At 44.5% G+C, this 16,704-nt stretch carries 15 protein-coding genes and 1 other RNA gene; 8 read left to right on the top strand and 8 right to left on the bottom strand.

All coding sequences use genetic code 11. From position 1 onward, the window contains the following. The first annotated feature begins 46 nt into the window (after window positions 1-46). Window positions 47-2,494: a putative bifunctional diguanylate cyclase/phosphodiesterase gene (locus L1N97_RS12725; protein ID WP_229586281.1), complete on the top strand. Its 2,448-nt coding sequence runs from the start codon at window positions 47-49 to the stop codon at window positions 2,492-2,494. On the opposite strand, the gene L1N97_RS12720 is transcribed toward L1N97_RS12725, so the two are convergent. The 3 genes from L1N97_RS12720 to hrcA all read right to left on the bottom strand — a co-directional run bounded on the left by L1N97_RS12720 (window position 2,491) and on the right by hrcA (window position 7,050). Continuing rightward, the gene (locus L1N97_RS12720; RefSeq protein WP_236130047.1) at window positions 2,491-5,253 is read right to left on the bottom strand and encodes an FAD-binding and (Fe-S)-binding domain-containing protein; all 2,763 of its coding nucleotides are present in this window, start codon (window positions 5,251-5,253) and stop codon (window positions 2,491-2,493) included. The two genes, L1N97_RS12725 and L1N97_RS12720, sit on opposite strands and share 4 nt — an antisense overlap. A gap of 162 nt (window positions 5,254-5,415) precedes the next feature. Beyond that, window positions 5,416-5,991, bottom strand: coding sequence for a nucleotide exchange factor GrpE (grpE, locus tag L1N97_RS12715; RefSeq protein ID WP_226751178.1), 576 nt, complete (start codon window positions 5,989-5,991; stop codon window positions 5,416-5,418). 39 nt (window positions 5,992-6,030) lie between these two features. Continuing rightward, the gene (hrcA, locus tag L1N97_RS12710; RefSeq protein WP_236130046.1) at window positions 6,031-7,050 is read right to left on the bottom strand and encodes a heat-inducible transcriptional repressor HrcA; all 1,020 of its coding nucleotides are present in this window, start codon (window positions 7,048-7,050) and stop codon (window positions 6,031-6,033) included. A 205-nt stretch (window positions 7,051-7,255) separates the two neighbouring features. On the opposite strand from hrcA, the gene nadK reads away from it, so the two are divergent. The 3 genes from nadK (at window position 7,256) to L1N97_RS12695 (ending at window position 10,320) form a co-directional block, all read left to right on the top strand. Continuing rightward, window positions 7,256-8,137: an NAD(+) kinase gene (gene nadK, locus L1N97_RS12705; protein WP_229586275.1), complete on the top strand. Its 882-nt coding sequence runs from the start codon at window positions 7,256-7,258 to the stop codon at window positions 8,135-8,137. 91 nt (window positions 8,138-8,228) lie between these two features. Then, window positions 8,229-9,902: a DNA repair protein RecN gene (gene recN, locus L1N97_RS12700; protein WP_236130045.1), complete on the top strand. Its 1,674-nt coding sequence runs from the start codon at window positions 8,229-8,231 to the stop codon at window positions 9,900-9,902. Window positions 9,903-9,969: 67 nt separating this feature from the next. After that, a complete protein-coding gene (locus L1N97_RS12695) occupies window positions 9,970-10,320 on the top strand; it encodes an outer membrane protein assembly factor BamE (RefSeq protein WP_229586271.1) in 351 nt (116 codons plus the stop codon). A 279-nt stretch (window positions 10,321-10,599) separates the two neighbouring features. Here the strand turns inward: L1N97_RS12695 and L1N97_RS12690 are convergent, their stop codons facing one another. Then, the gene (locus tag L1N97_RS12690; RefSeq protein WP_236130044.1) at window positions 10,600-10,953 is read right to left on the bottom strand and encodes an RnfH family protein; all 354 of its coding nucleotides are present in this window, start codon (window positions 10,951-10,953) and stop codon (window positions 10,600-10,602) included. Continuing rightward, entirely contained in the window at window positions 10,946-11,377 is a 432-nt protein-coding gene (locus L1N97_RS12685; RefSeq protein WP_229586267.1) for a type II toxin-antitoxin system RatA family toxin, read from the bottom strand. The genes L1N97_RS12690 and L1N97_RS12685 overlap by 8 nt, the downstream gene beginning before the upstream one ends. A gap of 125 nt (window positions 11,378-11,502) precedes the next feature. Between L1N97_RS12685 and smpB the strand changes: the two genes are divergently transcribed. From smpB to L1N97_RS17080, 3 genes are all read left to right on the top strand, one after another. Beyond that, complete coding sequence (gene smpB, locus L1N97_RS12680) at window positions 11,503-11,985, top strand: SsrA-binding protein SmpB (RefSeq protein ID WP_226751171.1); 483 nt, start codon at window positions 11,503-11,505, stop codon at window positions 11,983-11,985. A 158-nt stretch (window positions 11,986-12,143) separates the two neighbouring features. Next, window positions 12,144-12,503, top strand: a transfer-messenger RNA (tmRNA) gene (gene ssrA, locus L1N97_RS12675). Window positions 12,504-12,640: 137 nt separating this feature from the next. Further along, entirely contained in the window at window positions 12,641-12,907 is a 267-nt protein-coding gene (locus L1N97_RS17080) for an integrase arm-type DNA-binding domain-containing protein (RefSeq protein ID WP_442967241.1), read from the top strand. Here the strand turns inward: L1N97_RS17080 and L1N97_RS12670 are convergent. The 3 genes from L1N97_RS12670 to L1N97_RS12660 form a co-directional block, all read right to left on the bottom strand. Then, entirely contained in the window at window positions 12,846-13,649 is an 804-nt protein-coding gene (locus L1N97_RS12670) for a DODA-type extradiol aromatic ring-opening family dioxygenase (RefSeq protein ID WP_236130043.1), read from the bottom strand. The two genes, L1N97_RS17080 and L1N97_RS12670, sit on opposite strands and share 62 nt — an antisense overlap. A gap of 17 nt (window positions 13,650-13,666) precedes the next feature. Further along, the gene (locus tag L1N97_RS12665) at window positions 13,667-14,611 is read right to left on the bottom strand and encodes a glutathione S-transferase family protein (protein WP_236130042.1); all 945 of its coding nucleotides are present in this window, start codon (window positions 14,609-14,611) and stop codon (window positions 13,667-13,669) included. A 110-nt stretch (window positions 14,612-14,721) separates the two neighbouring features. Then, entirely contained in the window at window positions 14,722-15,162 is a 441-nt protein-coding gene (locus L1N97_RS12660) for a DoxX family protein (protein WP_229587006.1), read from the bottom strand. A 151-nt stretch (window positions 15,163-15,313) separates the two neighbouring features. Here L1N97_RS12660 and L1N97_RS12655 point away from each other — a divergent pair, with 151 nt between their 5' ends. Continuing rightward, complete coding sequence (locus L1N97_RS12655; protein ID WP_236130041.1) at window positions 15,314-16,222, top strand: LysR family transcriptional regulator; 909 nt, start codon at window positions 15,314-15,316, stop codon at window positions 16,220-16,222. Window positions 16,223-16,704 lie beyond the last annotated feature (482 nt).

Here is a 16,704-nt window from a genome sequence, read left to right as displayed (position 1 = left end):
GAGAAATTTGCTAAGGTTATGTAAAGGAAGTAGAGAATGAAACCGCATGAAGCAGACAGACAAAAATAAATGGCGAGCCATGCAAATTCAATATCGACTGAATTTGCGACATAAAGCAGAAAGCATTCAGCAATACTGGATGGCACTGCAGCAAAACACCGATCTCGCTGCTTTGACGCAACTGCAACATCTCTCTCATCAACTTGCTGGTTCTGGCAGCATTTATGGCTTTCCGGATGTTTCTCGTTATGCCCAGTCGCTCAACCATTTGTTACAGAGTGTTGAACCGACTAAAGTGAGTAATGACACCACGATAAAACTGCAACTAGCCGATTTACTTCAAGAGCTTAATAACCACTATACCGATGAATACGTTGCTGATGAGCCTGAAGTAGCTTTAGCCGCGTTAGGTTTTAACCAAGCTAAAATAGTGTTTGTTGATGATGATGCTGACATGCTGCAGTATCATCGAGCACCTTTAGAGGCGGCTGGCTATCACGTAATTGAATTGCAAGATATTAAACAACTTGCTGCGACCGTTGCTGAACAGCAGCCTATTGCTGCTATTTGCGACATGGTGTTCCCTGAAGGCGAAACGGCAGGAGCCGATTATCTAAAAGCGCTGCGCGAGCAGCAAGGTGTTAATTTCCCTGTTATTTTCATTTCTGCTTTTGATACCTTTGACAGCCGGTTGGCTGCAGTGCGGGCTGGCAGTAGTCATTTTTTAGCGAAACCGGTTTCTTCGCAGGCATTAATTCAGATGCTGCTGAACCTGTTACAACAACCGGAAGAAAACCCTTATCGGATCTTATTAGTTGATGACGATACCGATGTATTACGCTTTTATCGTCAAGCCTTACAGCTGGCAGGCTATCAAGTTTTCTGTACTAACGAGCCCGAAAACGCCCTAACTTTAATGATTAAACACCAGCCAGAGTTGGTTTTAATCGATTTACATATGCCGGGTTGTCATGGTTTAGAGCTAGGGCAAGTTATTCGCCAACACAGTCAATTAGTCGACATTCCTATTGTGTTTATGTCGGCAGACGAGAGCACCGATGAAAAACTCGCTGCCGTGCGTTTAGCAGGCGATGAATTTATTCATAAACCCATTGCCCCCTGGCGTTTGTTAATGGTGGTTGAAGCCCGCGTTAAGCGCAGCCGATTGCTTCAACAGCAAAAGCGCCAAATAATGCGCCAGCCCGAATTAGTGCAGCACCTCGACACCCTTACTGCGCTGCCCACTTTATGGCTATTGAAAAAAGATATTGAGCATTTGCAGCAGGATCGCCAGCCTTTTTATATTCTGAAATTGAATCTCAATAAGTTTCATTTGGTCAATGATGTATATGGCCATGGCACAGGTGATTTACTGTTGCAAACAGTGGCATGGAAATTAGCACAGCAATTGCGTGCTGAAGATAAATTGTATCGGCAAAGTGGCGATGAGTTTTGGCTTTTAATTCACTCAGCAGATGTCAATGCAGTGCAAAAACTGGCAGAAAAACTGCTATTCCAACTCTCGCAACACTCCGAGGCGTTACATGCCAATATTAATTTATCGGCAAGTATTGGTTTATGCGCTTCTCTTGATCAAACAGCTAATGCCGAAACGTTAATGCAACAGGCCAATATGGCGCAACATGAGGCAAAGAAAACGCCGGGTTATCAAATTCGCTGCTATAACAGCGCGATGCAATCGAATATCAGCAAGCGTTATCAAATACAACAAAGCTTAAAACAAGCCTTATTAGACGAGGCGTTTTATCCCGTTTATCAACCGATCGTAAATAGCCAAGGTATGTTAAAAGGCTTTGAGTTATTGTCACGTTGGCAGCACAGCGAGTTTGGTCCGATAGGTCCAGATACTTTTATCCCGCTGCTCGAAGAAGAAGGGCTAATTAGCCAACTCACACAACAGATGTTGCATAAGGGCTTAGCGCAACTAGCTCACTGGCGTAAAACCCTGCCAGAGCTGACGTTAAGTATTAATTTGAGTGTGCCAGATATCGCCGATGTGCGGCTGCCTGAATTGCTTCAACAATTACTCCAAAAACAACAATTACCGGCAACAGCGCTCACCTTAGAAATTACCGAAAGCATTTTAATTCAACAAAAAGATCATATTACGAAGAAGCTAGAGCATTTAAAAATGCAAGGCTTTAGCATCGCTTTAGATGACTTTGGTACGGGCTACTCTTCATTAAGTTATTTGAATAACTACCCGGTGGATATTTTAAAAATAGACCGCAGTTTTGTTAGTAATTTATCGGATCGTAAAGCCAAACGACTCACCCTAGCGATCATTCATCTGGCCAAAGAGCTGGAGTTAAAAGTGACCGCAGAAGGGGTGGAACAATTGCAGCAACTCAGCATTTTACAAGACGAATATTGCCATTTTTATCAAGGCTATTACTTTAGTAAACCCCTCACGGTGAACGAGTTAGAGCAAAGCCAATGGCTAAAACCCTCTTCGCAATTACTTGATAATTAGCTGCACTGATCTAGCACATACATCAGATGCTGATATGCTAAGCCACTGTGTCGGCTTAAACCGATTTCACAGGTTCGGCTACTGGATACCCCCCGTGAGCACTCACTTACTTGAGAAGCTAAACTGGATAAAGCCGACGCATTTAATTCAGGCATAAAGAAACCTTTATCTCCGGCAAAACCACAGCAACTGATATTGTCAGGCAGCACGACCTGCTCGGTACAAGCGCGAAGTAACGTCATCAGTTTATCTGCTTGCCCTAACTGCTGCGCACTACAACTTATATGCAACGCAATGGGCTGGTTTACCTTGTTCAGTGTCAGTTTTGGCAGCACAAACTCTGTAATAAAGTCGATACTGTCATAGAGTTTTAAGCGTGGATCGAGTTTACCTTGCAAGGTTAAACTACAAGGGCTGGTATCCGAAAAAATAGGGATCTGACCTTGCAAACTATGGTGCAACAACCAGGCGTTAAGTTGCTGTTGTTGCTGTTGTTGCGCGGCAAATTGCCCCTTTGATTGCATTGGCATACCGCAACACTGACTGGCTAAATCGGGGGCCAAAATCAATTGATAGCCGGCCTTAGCCAGTAAGTTGGCGCTTACCTGCTGTAGTGAGCGGCTATCACTGCTACCTTTAGCAGGCCCCATCACCCGGTTACTACAACTGCTTAAATACAAAACCGGTTTTAAACCCGTTTGCTCAGGCAAAACTGGCATGCGGTTGGCGGTGGGCATAGCGCTGTGCCACATGGGTGTATTTTTACCCAGTACACCGTAAGCCAGTTGCCCCACTCGCAAGCCCAACTTTGCCAGCTGAGTCACTTTGGCAAATTGCGTAACAACTTGTCTTGCGACTGGCTGCCACAACTGATTATCTTTGCTGCGCAATTGCCGCGTTAAATCGCCCGTGTTGATACCCACCGGACAAGCTGTGCTACACATGCCACAAGCTGCGCAACTGGCATTACCTTGATAAGCATAATCTTTTGTTAATTGCTTTAAACGTGCCGGCGCTTGCCCTGTTGTTTGTAAATGGCTAATTTCTCTTTGCACCACAATGCGTTGTCGCGGCGTTAAAGTGAGTTTACGTGACGGACACACCGGCTCACAAAAGCCACATTCAATACATTTATCCACTAACTCATGAGTTGCAGGTAACGCTTTTAGATGTTGCAGATGTAAGGTTTTATCCTGGCTAAGCACCACATCTGGGTTAAGAATATGCTTAGGATCGAATAACTTTTTAAGCTGCCACATAAGTTGATAAGCCGCACTGCCCCACTCCAACTCCACAAATGGCGCCATATTGCGTCCAGTACCATGCTCGGCTTTTAATGAACCACCATACTCAACGGCAACCAAATGCGCGACATCTTGCATAAACGCATCATAGCGCGCCACTTGCTCAGCATCGTTAAAGCTTTGCGTGAACACAAAATGTAAATTGCCTTCCAACGCATGCCCAAAAATAATCGCTTCATGATACTGATAACGGTCAAATAATTGCTGCAATGCCTGCACACCTGCGGCGAGATCGGCTAACGGAAAAGTGACATCTTCAATGATCACCGTAGTACCGGTTTCACGAACGGCGCCCACCGCTGGAAACGTACCTTTGCGGATCGCCCACAATTGCTCTGATACCTTAGCGTCGGTACTAAAATCAACGCTTTGCTCAAGGCTGAATTGTGCGGATAAGGCGGCTATCTCGGTTAATTGCCGCTGCAAGGCCGCCGGTGAGTTAGCTCGGCTTTCAATCAACAAAGCGGCAGCACCATCGGATAACGTTTTAACCCAAGGGGGTAAACCGGCTTTACCTGCTACCGAGCGTAAACTTCGTCTATCTAACAGCTCCACTGCCGCGACCGGCGCCGTTTTCAATAAACTCACTGCGGCACAGCAACTGACAATATCAGGAAAAACCCACAACGCTGTCGCTTTATGCGCATGATCAGCCACGGTGTGATAGGTGACACTGCTGATAAAACCCAAGCAGCCTTCGGAGCCCACCATTAAATGACTGAGGATATCGATAGGATCGCTAAATTCGGTGAGGGCATTCAGTGAAAACCCCATGGTATTTTTTAAGCGGTACTTATGGCGAATCTTCGCCAATAACTCGGCGTTTTGCTGAGTTTGCTGTGCCAGTTCGGCCAGTTGACGCAGTAATGCCGCATGCGATTGCCGAAAACGCGCCACACTATCGGCCTCTTCGGTGTCTAGCACGGTGCCATCAAATAACACTACCCGCATTCCCGCAAGGGTATTAAAGCTGTTTTGCGCCGTACCACAGCACATGCCACTGGCATTATTGGCGACGATACCGCCAATTTTACAACTACTTATCGAGGCAGGATCGGGCCCTATTTTTCGACCATAAGGCGCTAGCCATTTATTCGCTTGTGCACCAATCACGCCGGGGCCTAAACGGATCTGTTCCCCTAAACCAAAAATGCGATATTGCTGCCAATTTTCGCCTAACACTAATAACACGGAATCCGTTACCGCTTGCCCTGACAAGCTGGTACCCGCAGCGCGAAACGTCACCGCCACTTGGTGTTGCAAAGCCAGTTTTAGCAACGACACCACTTCAAGCTCAGATTCCACTCGCAACACCAATTGCGGATTTAAACGATAGAAGCTGGCATCAGTGCCAAAAGCTAAGCAGGATAACGCATCGTCAAACCAGCGTTCACTAGGAATAACTGCACGGGCAGAGGCCAAAAAAGCAGGGCTAATAGCAGGGCGGCAACTCACAACATTTACCTAAGAAATCAGTTTTATACTAATTAACAGTTTTTTCGAACAGAGGCTAGCGCTTGTTGTGCTTTGCGGGTGATTTTGCGAAGAAAAACCAATGAACTGCGGTATGCAGCAAAGCCAACGCTTAACAGCGCGTTAGCTTTGCTACGAAGGGCGTTACTCTGCTGCTTTTGATACGCCGACCATAGCCGGACGTAACAAGCGACCATTTAACTCATAACCTTTTTGCATAACAAAGGTCACGGTATTGGGCGGTACATCATTTGACGGCTGAATGCTCATCGCTTGATGTTGTTCCGGGTTAAACGGCTGCCCCGCAGGGTCAATTTGCACCACACCAAACTTAGCTACCGTATCTAAAAAGCTCTTCATGGTTAGCTCTACGCCTTCAATGATGCCTTTAAACGCTTCATCTTCACGGTTGATAAAGTTCAGTGCGCGCTCAAGGTTGTCGGCAACGGGTAATAAATCACCGGCAAATTTTTCTAACGCAAACTTGTGCGCTTTTTCGACATCTTGGCTAGCACGACGGCGAGCATTTTCAGCATCAGCTTTAATGCGCAGCATTAATTCGTGTTGTTCGGCCAACTGGCTTTGCGCTTTAGCCAGTTCATCTTCCAGCTTAGCAATAATGGTCTGCTCAGAAGACAGCTCTACCGTATCGGTATTAGCATCGTTAGTGGCCTGATTCGTTGCTTCTGTGGGTTCGGAAGGCTTTTGTTGCTCAGTCATTGTTACAATACTCCAATTAATGTAGGGGTATTATGGGGATCAATTCTGCCGATTCAAGTTTAAATTTAATTGTGCCGCGCATCCTTCGAGTAAAGGGATTAATTTTGCGTAGTCCATCCGCCGCGGGCCAAGCAAAGCGACAAAGCGATGTGGCTGCGTTTGATAGCTTTGGGCGATTAAACTTAACTGCGATAACTCAACAAATCCAGACTCTTTACCTAAGATGAGTTTAGGTTGAGCATCACGGGTGACCGTTTGTAACAAGGTAATTAAACCTGAGGGTTGTTCCAGCATTTGCACGACTTGTTGTAATGCAGAGTTTTGCTGGTAATCCGGCGTTAGCAATAATTGATGTTGTCCATAAATCAAGGGTTGATGCTGCACAAACTCGTCTAAGCTTAATTGGCCTAACACTTTTTCAATGAGGATCTGGCCAAGGCCCGTTTCATTGCGCAAAATCGTGTTTAAACGCACCATGCCATCTTGCCATTGTCCACCGGCTAAAGCGGCATTAAGTAAGCACAACACCTTACTCATGGTGGCTGAATCGACACTTTGCTCACAATTAATAATACGATGCAAGATGTCACCGTCTTCATCGACCACCACCAACAACAAACGATCGCTGGCTAAGCGCACTAAGTCCACTTGCCGCACTTCGCGCCCTGCGGCTTTAGGAGCGCTAACAATGGCCACACAACCGGTTAAGTTCGCTAATAATTGTCCGGCTTGTTGACACATTAAGGACACCGGCAATTGCGGTAGTAAGCGGCTGGTTATTTCATGTTGCCACTTGTCGCTCAAGGGCGCTAGCTGCAGCATTTTATCAATGAATAAACGAATGCCTAAGGTGGTAGGGATCCGCCCTGCCGAAGTATGCGGTGAGCGAATTAATCCTTGTTGTTCCAGTTGCACCATGGTGTTACGCACCGTTGCCGAGCTCACATCAAGCTGTTTATGCTCAGCGATCAACTTTGACGCAACGGGCTGACCATCGAGCAAATATTGCTCCACAATCAACTTTAAAATTAGCTCTGTTCTGCTTAATGCCACAGCCATGCGCAATACCTGTAATTCAGTTAAAGAGGTAATGGGGTTTTTATTTTCAAATTCAAGCAGTTTTGCATAATCGCTCGATAAAGCTGTTTTGTCTAAAAAGTTAAGTCCATAGCGCTTTGCCCAAAAGCTTAGTTGATTGACAAGGCTGCAACTTCTTGTGGGTTATGTATATACTGAACGGGTCTGGATAAGGAAGACTGTTGCTATGAGCTCTACATTTGCCAAAGTTGGTTTAATTGGAAAACCCCATCACCCTGGCGCGAATCAAACATTGGCCAGCCTTTATCACTTTTTAAAAACCCAAGGCCTCAGTGTATTTGTCGAAGAGCAAGTCGCTCAAAGCTTACAACTGGCTGATGCGGTGATCCTTGATTTGGTTGAATTGGGCAAAACCTGTGATTTAGCGATTGTAGTAGGTGGCGATGGGAATATGCTGGGCGCCGCGCGGGTGTTAGCCCGTTTTGATGTGGCCGTTCTTGGCGTGAACCGTGGCAATCTGGGCTTTTTAACCGATCTGGCGCCTGAGAATTTTGAGCAACCGCTAAAAGATGTTCTGGCCGGTAACTTTGTTACAGAAAAACGTAACTTACTGGAAATTTCCGTGCATCGACACGGCAGTATAAAAAGTAGTAACAGTGCGGTTAACGAAGCAGTGTTACACGCCGACAAAGTGGCCCACATGATTGAATTTGAGGCCTATATCAATAATGAATTTGTCTATAGCCAGCGCTCTGATGGTTTAATTATCAGCACGCCCACAGGCTCTACCGCCTATTCCTTATCCGGTGGAGGCCCTATTTTAACACCGGATCTGGATGCCATGAGCTTAGTGCCGATGTTTCCACATACCTTAAGTAGCAGACCCTTAGTCGTTGCCGGTAACAGTGAGATACGCTTAAAAGTCGCTGAAACGAATGATGCCCATCTGCAAATAAGCTGCGACAGCCATGTTATTTTGGCTGTTATGCCGGGCGACGATATCTATATTCGTAAACACCCCAACCCACTGCGCTTGGTGCATCCACCAGGCTACAGTTATTATCATGTCCTGCGCAATAAATTAGGCTGGGGCAGTAAACTGTATTAACCGGCAAATATTTCTGCATCGACAACTTGCCAAAACAGAAAATACTGTATAGATTTACACTGTATACTTAAACAGTAACCGGAGTGGGTTTATGCTGTGTCATCTTCATATCAGTAACTTTGCTATAGTGCGAGCGCTGGAAATTGACTGGGCCGCAGGTATGTCAACCATTACTGGAGAAACCGGTGCCGGTAAATCCATTGCTATTGATGCTCTTGCTATTTGTTTAGGAGAGCGTGCCGATGCGGCAGTGCTGCGCCCTGGTGCAGACAAAGCCGATATTGTTGCCACCTTCGATATCAGCCAACTGACCGCCGCTAAAGATTGGCTACAACAGCAAGATTTACTCATGGGCAATGAGTGTATTGTCCGGCGGGTGATCAGTGCTGAAGGCCGCTCACGCGGCTATATTAATGGCGTACAAGTACCGGCACAGCAGTTAAAACTACTAGGGCAGCATCTGCTCGCTATTCATGGCCAACATGCACATCAATTACTGCAAAAAGCCGATTATCAACGCCAATTATTAGACGCTTTTGTGGGTAAGCCAGAGTTACTGCAACAAACCCGTCAAAGTTATCGCTATTGGCAACAACTCAAGCAAGAGTTTAGCCAATTGGAGCAATCGCAGCAGCAGCGTGATGCCCAGCGCCAATTGTTGGAATATCAAGTGGCTGAGCTCGATCAATTTGCGCCACAAGCCACTGAATTTGACCAACTTGAAGCCGAACACAGCCGCTTGAGTCATGGCCATACTCTACTGACACAAAGCCAACAATGCCTACAACAACTGTACGATGACGATAACCAAAATATTTATCGTGCGTTATCGCATTTAACTCAGCAATTAGATGAATTAGTTCAGCTCGATCCGGCTTTGCAAGATGTGCAAAACATGTTGAATGACGCTTTGCTGCAAACCGAAGAAGCCAGTCGTGAATTACGCCGCTATGCCGATAAAGTAGAACTGGATCCTGAGCGTTTACAAGAAATTGATGAGCGCATGGGCACTTGGCTTAATTTAGCTCGCAAACATCAAGTTAATGTTGAAAACCTGGCCGAGTTACATCAGCAACTAAGCCAACAGCTGGCTGAATTAACCGGCCATGATAAACGCCTAAACGAATTAGCACAGGCGATTAACCAAGCGGCAGACGTGTATCAAGTAGCGGCAACCAAGCTCACAGAAGCTCGGCAACTGGGCGCAACAGAATTAAGTGCGTTAATCACCCAAAATATGCACGAACTCAGTATGGCTAATGCCCGCTTTGCTATTGATTTACAAAATTTACCACTAGAACACGCTAGCGCCATGGGTTTAGATCAAATTAGCTTTACCGTTTCCACTAACCCAGGCCAGCCCTTACAAGCACTGGCGAAAGTCGCTTCGGGTGGAGAGCTGTCGCGGATCAGTTTAGCCATTCAAGTTATTTTAGCCGATAAGATCACCACACCCACCTTAATTTTTGATGAGGTTGATGTCGGGATCAGTGGGCCAGTGGCTGCCGGTGTCGGTCGCCTGTTACGCCAATTAGGCCGCAGCACACAAATTATTTGCGTAACACATTTACCGCAAGTCGCTAGCCAAGGTCACCAACAATTGTTTGTTGAAAAATATACTGACGGCCAAGCCACAGAAACACGTATGCGCCAGCTATCTGATGATGAACGTATCCAAGAAATTGCCCGTTTACTCGCCGGTGAAAACATCAGTGCCAATGCTTTAGCTAATGCTCGGGAACTATTATGTGCACCTGTAGTCTGATTCAGGGTTTTTCTGCACAGCTATCATAGGGTATGATAGCGTTATTCACTTTAAATTGATGATCATTATGAAAGCAGTATTAAAGACAGCATTACTCGTCGCCACTTTAGGCTTAAGCACGGCATGTAGCAGCTGGGTATACCGTATTGATATTCCACAAGGTAATTTTTTAGAGCAAAAAGACGTGGATAAGCTACGAGTAGCGATGACAAAAGAGCAAGTTATTTATGTCCTAGGCAACCCTGTGGCCGCCAATCCGTTTGATACCAACACCTGGCATTATTTTTATGCCTTAAAAGGTGGTCGTGGTAACAACTTTGAAAAACGGCTAGTAGTCGAGTTTAAAGAAGACCGCTTAGTCAATATCAATGGTGACTTTACTAAACACGCTGACTTTGATAAACCGCTGGATATTTAGTTTTTAAGCAAAGCGGCTTAGCTTGTTAATATAAAAAACCGCAGATGAAGCCTTTGCACTTCATCTGCGGTTTTTGTTGTTTAGGGTATGACCCAAGCAATGCATCATCTTTATAAAGCAGTGTTTAAATTTAGCGCTTTAGCGGCTTGGCAAAACACCCACAAAAAGGCCTAACACGTTATAAACCGCTGAGCTAAGCACGGTATCAAGCGGATAAGTGTACTCACTTATCTCACTCGGCATATAATCACCACAACCACTTTTTAAAAGCACCTGTAGTTAATTTGGCCGGCCGCCCGTGACTTTATCAGCGCGGCCTTCTTCTTTTGCTTTTTCTGCTCGGCGGCGCCGTAAGTCTTTCGGATCCGCAATTAATGGGCGATAAATCTCAATACGATCGCCCTCTTTTACCTGATCGGATAACTTAACCGGCCGACTCCAAATTCCCACTTTTTGCAACGTTAAATCGATCTGTGGGAATTGTTGTAAAATACCTGACTGCTTAATAATCTGTTCGATACTTGCCACACGACTTACCGCAAGTGTTAACAGCACCTGACGCTCAGGTAAGGCATAAGCCACTTCAACCGTAATACGATCGGCAGCTGCCGCCCCCGCACTGGAATTATCCATAAACTTGTTTTGCCCGTTGTGTAAAAGCCTGCACCATGGCCGCGGTTAACTCTTGAAAAATCTTACCAAAAGCAAACTGTATTATCCGACTAGAAAATTCAAACTCTAGCTTTAAAATCACTTTGCAGGCTTGATCGTTTAAAGGTTCAAACTCCCAGCCACCACGTAAATGTTTAAATGGCCCATCGACCAATTGCATCTCAATACGTTGAAAAGGATGCAAATGATTACGAGTTGTAAAAGATTGACCAATACCGGCCTTGGAAATATGTAACTTCGCCACCACCTCTTTCTCAGCACGACTAACAATGTTGGCAGCACTACAACCTGGTAAAAATTGCGGGTAAGCATCGACATCATTTACCAGTTCAAACATTTGTTGCGCGCTGTAAAAAACCAAGGCACTGCGCTCAATTTGTGGCATACTCACTCCCCTTACATCAGGCCACAGATTGTAACAGAATAACGCCCAGCGACAACCTTGCACCGTGTAGCCTGCATAACTGAATATGAATACATGATGGCTGCAACTAGCCAAAAAAGTGAATTATGAGTAAAAAGCAAACAAACAAAAAGAACAATGGCACCATCGCGCAAAATCGTAAAGCGCGCCATGAATACTTTCTAGAAGAACGGTTTGAAGCCGGTCTTAGCCTACAAGGCTGGGAAGTAAAAAGTATTCGGGACGGTAAGGTTAACTTATCGGATGCTTATGTCATCTTACAAGATGGCCAAGCTTATTTGTTTGGCGCGCAGATCCAACCCTTGAATAACGCCTCTACCCATGTCATTTGCGATCCAGACCGCAGCCGTAAGTTATTACTGCATAAACGCGAGTTGATGAAGTTAATTGGCTTAAAAGAACGTGATGGTTATACCCTTATCGCCACGGCTATGTATTGGAAAGCTTGCTGGGTAAAATTAGAATTTCACTTGGCAAAAGGTAAGAAAAACTTCGACAAACGTGATGATATTAAAGATCGCGATTGGTCTCGTGAAAAAGAGCGCATGATGAAGCATTCAAAACGCTAAACTGGCTTTTATTTTGATTAGACGCTTGAAAAGCGTGCAAGTGAACCTTATAAAGTAAAAATGTTTGTAGTAACACGCTGCTGTGCCATTGGTAATTAGCATATTAAAGGCGTATACTAGAAACTCACTGAAGGTGTTAGTGTTAGACCACAGAATTCGGGGCTGATTCTGGATTCGACGGGACTCACGAAATCTTAAGTGCATGCCGAGGTGCGGTAGGCCTCGTAAAAAAGCCGCAAAAAACTAGTCGCAAACGACGAAAACTACGCAATCGCTGCTTAATAGGCAGTAGATAGCTCTTCCCCTCACGCATGCCTATAAGCTGAGACTCTGGAAGATCACCCCTAATAGGATCGCGTCGCGTCTTCGCCTGGAGACAAACCGTTAAAATCAATCAGGCTCGCCCGACGATAGCCTGCCACTCGGCGCTCATAGGGTTAACTAAATGAATGGCTAAGCATGTAGTACTGACGATCTAGGTTTTTCGGACGCGGGTTCAACTCCCGCCAGCTCCACCAAATGACAGACTAAGCAAGTCTAAAACAGGCTACGAACCCAGCGTAATTGCTGGGTTTTTTATTGCCTGCCATTCTATGCTGGTCTACTATGTTCTAACAGATACCCCGTATGTTTTAGGGTATTTTTGCGGGGTATCGTGATCAGCGCCAAAACCGATACCCTACAGCAAAAAAGTACTATATTATCGGAGGTTAGTTTAAAAGATGCGAGACATGCTCGAGACGAGGCACGCAAGCAATTAGCACAAGGTATCGCACCCAGCGCAGAAATACAGGCCCTAAAGCTGGCAAATTATGAGTTCTCGAACAGTTTCAAACGCACTATTTCGCAAGCAACTGTTCTCATTCCCCCCAATAAAACATTGAAAACTGTTTTTTCATTATTTCCGCTCTATACGTTTTAGAGCTAGATTTCGTAGCCATGCCGTAACAAACGTGTAGAGGAATTAAGTGCTCTTCTCTTGGATGACAATACCTAGCTCCTGGGGCCGACGTCCAATTTACGAGTCTTTCCAGTCTTTCCTGTTCTGACAGACTCTCATCATTTATCGTTTCCCTGAGCCACTCATCAAAAGCAATATTATTGGCGAGCGCGCCTTGAGCATCTGGGGTAAAAAATGCACGTATGTTGTGGAATGAAGAGCCAGATCCTAAGACCAGTAGATTATCCCAATCCAGCGATTTCAATGCATTACCTATCTGAATGTGCAGTAAGGGATCTAGAGTGTATTCTAAGGAAAGCTGCACACATGGAATATCAAATTCAGGGTACATGATCTTAAGTGGTACAAATAAGCCATGATCAAAACGCTGTTGATCATCTTTCGCAGCGTCGATACCGTGCTTTTTAAGTGCCTTGACAACACACTCTGCCAATTCTGGTTCACCCGGAGCGGGATATTGGATCTCATACGATTCTTTTGGAAACCCAACGTAGTCATAGATAATTCCAGGACTTATTCCTGACGTTACTGTCGGTAAACGTGCCTCCCAATGGGCGCTCATCACCAATATTGTGCTAGGTTTACCCACTTCTGCCGCGATTTCTTTGAGAGTTTTGATCATTTCGTCATGATCAGGATCTCCCAATAACGGCATGGGGCCGCCGCCATGAGAAAGGTAGACAATACTTCGTTTCGATTTCATATAAATTCCGGTTAGTTTTAAAACCAAGGGCCTACAGGAACAATTCCCATTGGGTTCAGCGCCTTTATCGAGTAATAACCTGCCTTTATGTGTTCAATATTGACTGTGCTCTCAATGCCCTTCATCGACAAAATGCGATACATATAAGCATGGAGCTTTGGCATCTCTTTGATCATGTTTCGATTACATTTGAATAGCCCGTAATAAGCAACATCGAATCGGATCAGGGTCGCAAATAAACGTATATCTGACTCAGTGAATGCTTCACCTAAAAGGAATTTACGCCCATCTGCTAGCTTTTGTTCCATCGAGTCGAGCGCCGTAAATACTTTTTCATAAGCCTCTTCATAAGCTTCTTGAGTGGACGCAAAACCTGCCTCATAAACACCGTTATTGAGATTGGAATATATATAGTCGTTGAACACATCAATTTGCCCCTCTAACGCCCTAGGTACCAAATCCAAACCTTCGCCAACAATCTCAACAAACGCGGTATTAAACATTCGAACAATATCCGCTGACTCATTATTTACGATAGTCTGTGTTTTTTTATCCCATAAAACAGGTACGGTTGCTCGGCCAGTAAAATCTGGTGTGACTTCGGTGTATAGCTCATGTAAATAGGTCGCCCCATTTAGATCATCATGGTCACTATCTTTAAAGCCACCAAACTGCCACCCTTGATTCATTAGTTTGGGGTTAACCACTGAAACAGAAATAATATCTTCCAAACCTTTTAAGACTCTCGCCATTAAGGTGCGGCTTGCCCAAGGACAAATATAGGCAACGTACAAGTGATATCGATTAGCCTCCGCTTTAAAACCACCCTCACCAGTTATGCCGGGAGAACCATCGGGTGTAATCCAATTTCGAAATGAAGATGTTTGTCGTATAAAGCGACCTTTTTCATCCTTATTTTGAACTGGTTGCCAGTTCTCTTGCCAAACACCATTGACTAACATTGGCTAATACCTCCATAGAAATGGCCTTCCTGCTACACAGAAAGGCACTACTGATAAAAATCAAGCAGCTTGCTTTTAGAGCGAAAGATTATCTTTTGAAGCACAACCCACTACGTTTTTGTTATGGCATTATCCACTGCATAGCTTCCAGCTCCTTGAATGGTTAGCGCTACTGTTGCAGCTAACAAAGCAAGAGCAAATTCATATCCATTGTTTGATAAGAAAAGACCATGCTCAAAGTGCACGCTAAAAATGGCCACTAACATAGTAAAAGCACTTACCGCTGCAGCAGGTCTGGTTAACAAGCCAAGAATCAAGGCTATTCCACCAAAGAATTCTGCGCTACCTGCCAAGAGGGCCATCAAATACCCTGGCGCCAATCCGATACTTTCCAACCATTGCCCAGTACCTTCAAGACCATAACCGCCAAACCAGCCAAACAATTTCTGTGCACCATGAGCAGCTAGGATAATCCCAACAGGTACTCTTAAAGCTAACGCAGCAACGCCTGCATCTGATTTCAATATATTATGTATAGTTTGCTTGTTCATCATGGAATCCCTCTCTAAGTAATTATTGAAGACTGACCGAGCTGACCACCTCAATCAGGTTGAGATCTATACTACTAACAACATAAAAATGGATAAATAATGATATTATGGAATAATTATCAACATATCATTTGTAATATAGAATTTATCTATGGATCGATTAGACACAATGAAAGCGTTTGTTACCGTGGCAGAGCTAGGCAGCTTTACCAAAGCTGCTGAGAAACTAGAGACATCAAATCAACTAGTAAGTAAATATGTATCGCAGCTTGAGGATCAGCTTGGCGTAAGACTGTTTAACCGAACAACTCGGCGCGTTCACTTAACCCAAGAAGGTGAACAGTGTTTACATCATGCCATGCATATTCTGGAGAGTGTTCATGACATGGAAAACCACTTTGGTGAGTTGCAAAGTACTGCAAAAGGTCTATTACAAATCAGTGCGCCAGTAGACTTTTCAACATTGCACCTTGCACCCCTCATACGGGATTTCAAAAAAAAGTATCCGGAAGTGGGTGTTAACCTAGAGTTGAGTGATCGTAAGGTGGATGTCATCGAAGAAGGGTTTGATGTAGCTCTGAGAATTGGGAACTTAAAAAGCTCATCATTAATTGCAAAAAAAATAGCGCCAATAAAACTTGTGCTTTGCGCAGCCCCTTCATACATTGAAAAGTACGGAAATCCCAGCCAGCCTGATGAATTGAACAGCTCGCATTTCTTACATTACAGCTACACGGATTACGCCTCATCCAACCACCCACTCATGAGGGTATTACGCGCTAATTCACAGAATAATCAAGTAGGATTGACTGCAAACAATGGTCAGATATTGACGGCAGCAGCTACTGCTGGTGAAGGGTATATTCTACAACCAACTTTTATCGTGGGTGAAGCACTAAAACAAGGCAAGCTCAAAACCATGTTAAATGACATTGAAGTGGATGCGATGAGCTTATATGCAGTTTACCCTCATCGGAAACTTCTGGCGCCAAAGCTACGTGTCTTTCTCGATTTTATGAGCTCTTATTTTGGAGCCCCCCCTTATTGGGATGATTATTGATTAAAATCTACTATTAAGAGGCATTAACAGAGATTGGAAATGTCCTAGCTTGCTGTAAAAAATACGTGTCAAACGACTATCTGCTAGCTTCTGACAAATAGAACTCCGTAGCTCCTGCGCAAGCATAAACCATAAGAAGCTTACTTAAACTAAGGATGAACTATTTTGGCGACTATAATAAACACCAAACCGGTGCCCTCCCAGCTCCACCACATTGAATACGGCGTTTTTTAAGCGCCGTTTTTCATTTCAGCAACAACATTCTGTGTTACTGAGCTTTCCTACTAAAAGTGCTTTTTTGCAATATAACTGTAGATTTTGCAGAGCGATTCAGCATAAGTTAACCTTAAAATAATTTTATTAAGCTATTTCTTACATAGTTACAGCAGATCCCGTTTTCAGCCTAAAAATATTTAATTAGATATTTCATTATATTAAGTAAAATCCTGCTCATACTGGTAAAAAAATGGCTGTTCTGCATT

This window comes from Rheinheimera sp. UJ63 (assembly GCF_021568285.1).
GTDB classification, from domain to species: domain Bacteria; phylum Pseudomonadota; class Gammaproteobacteria; order Enterobacterales; family Alteromonadaceae; genus Alishewanella; species Alishewanella maricola.
This window is presented reverse-complemented; position numbering and strand designations above follow the sequence as displayed.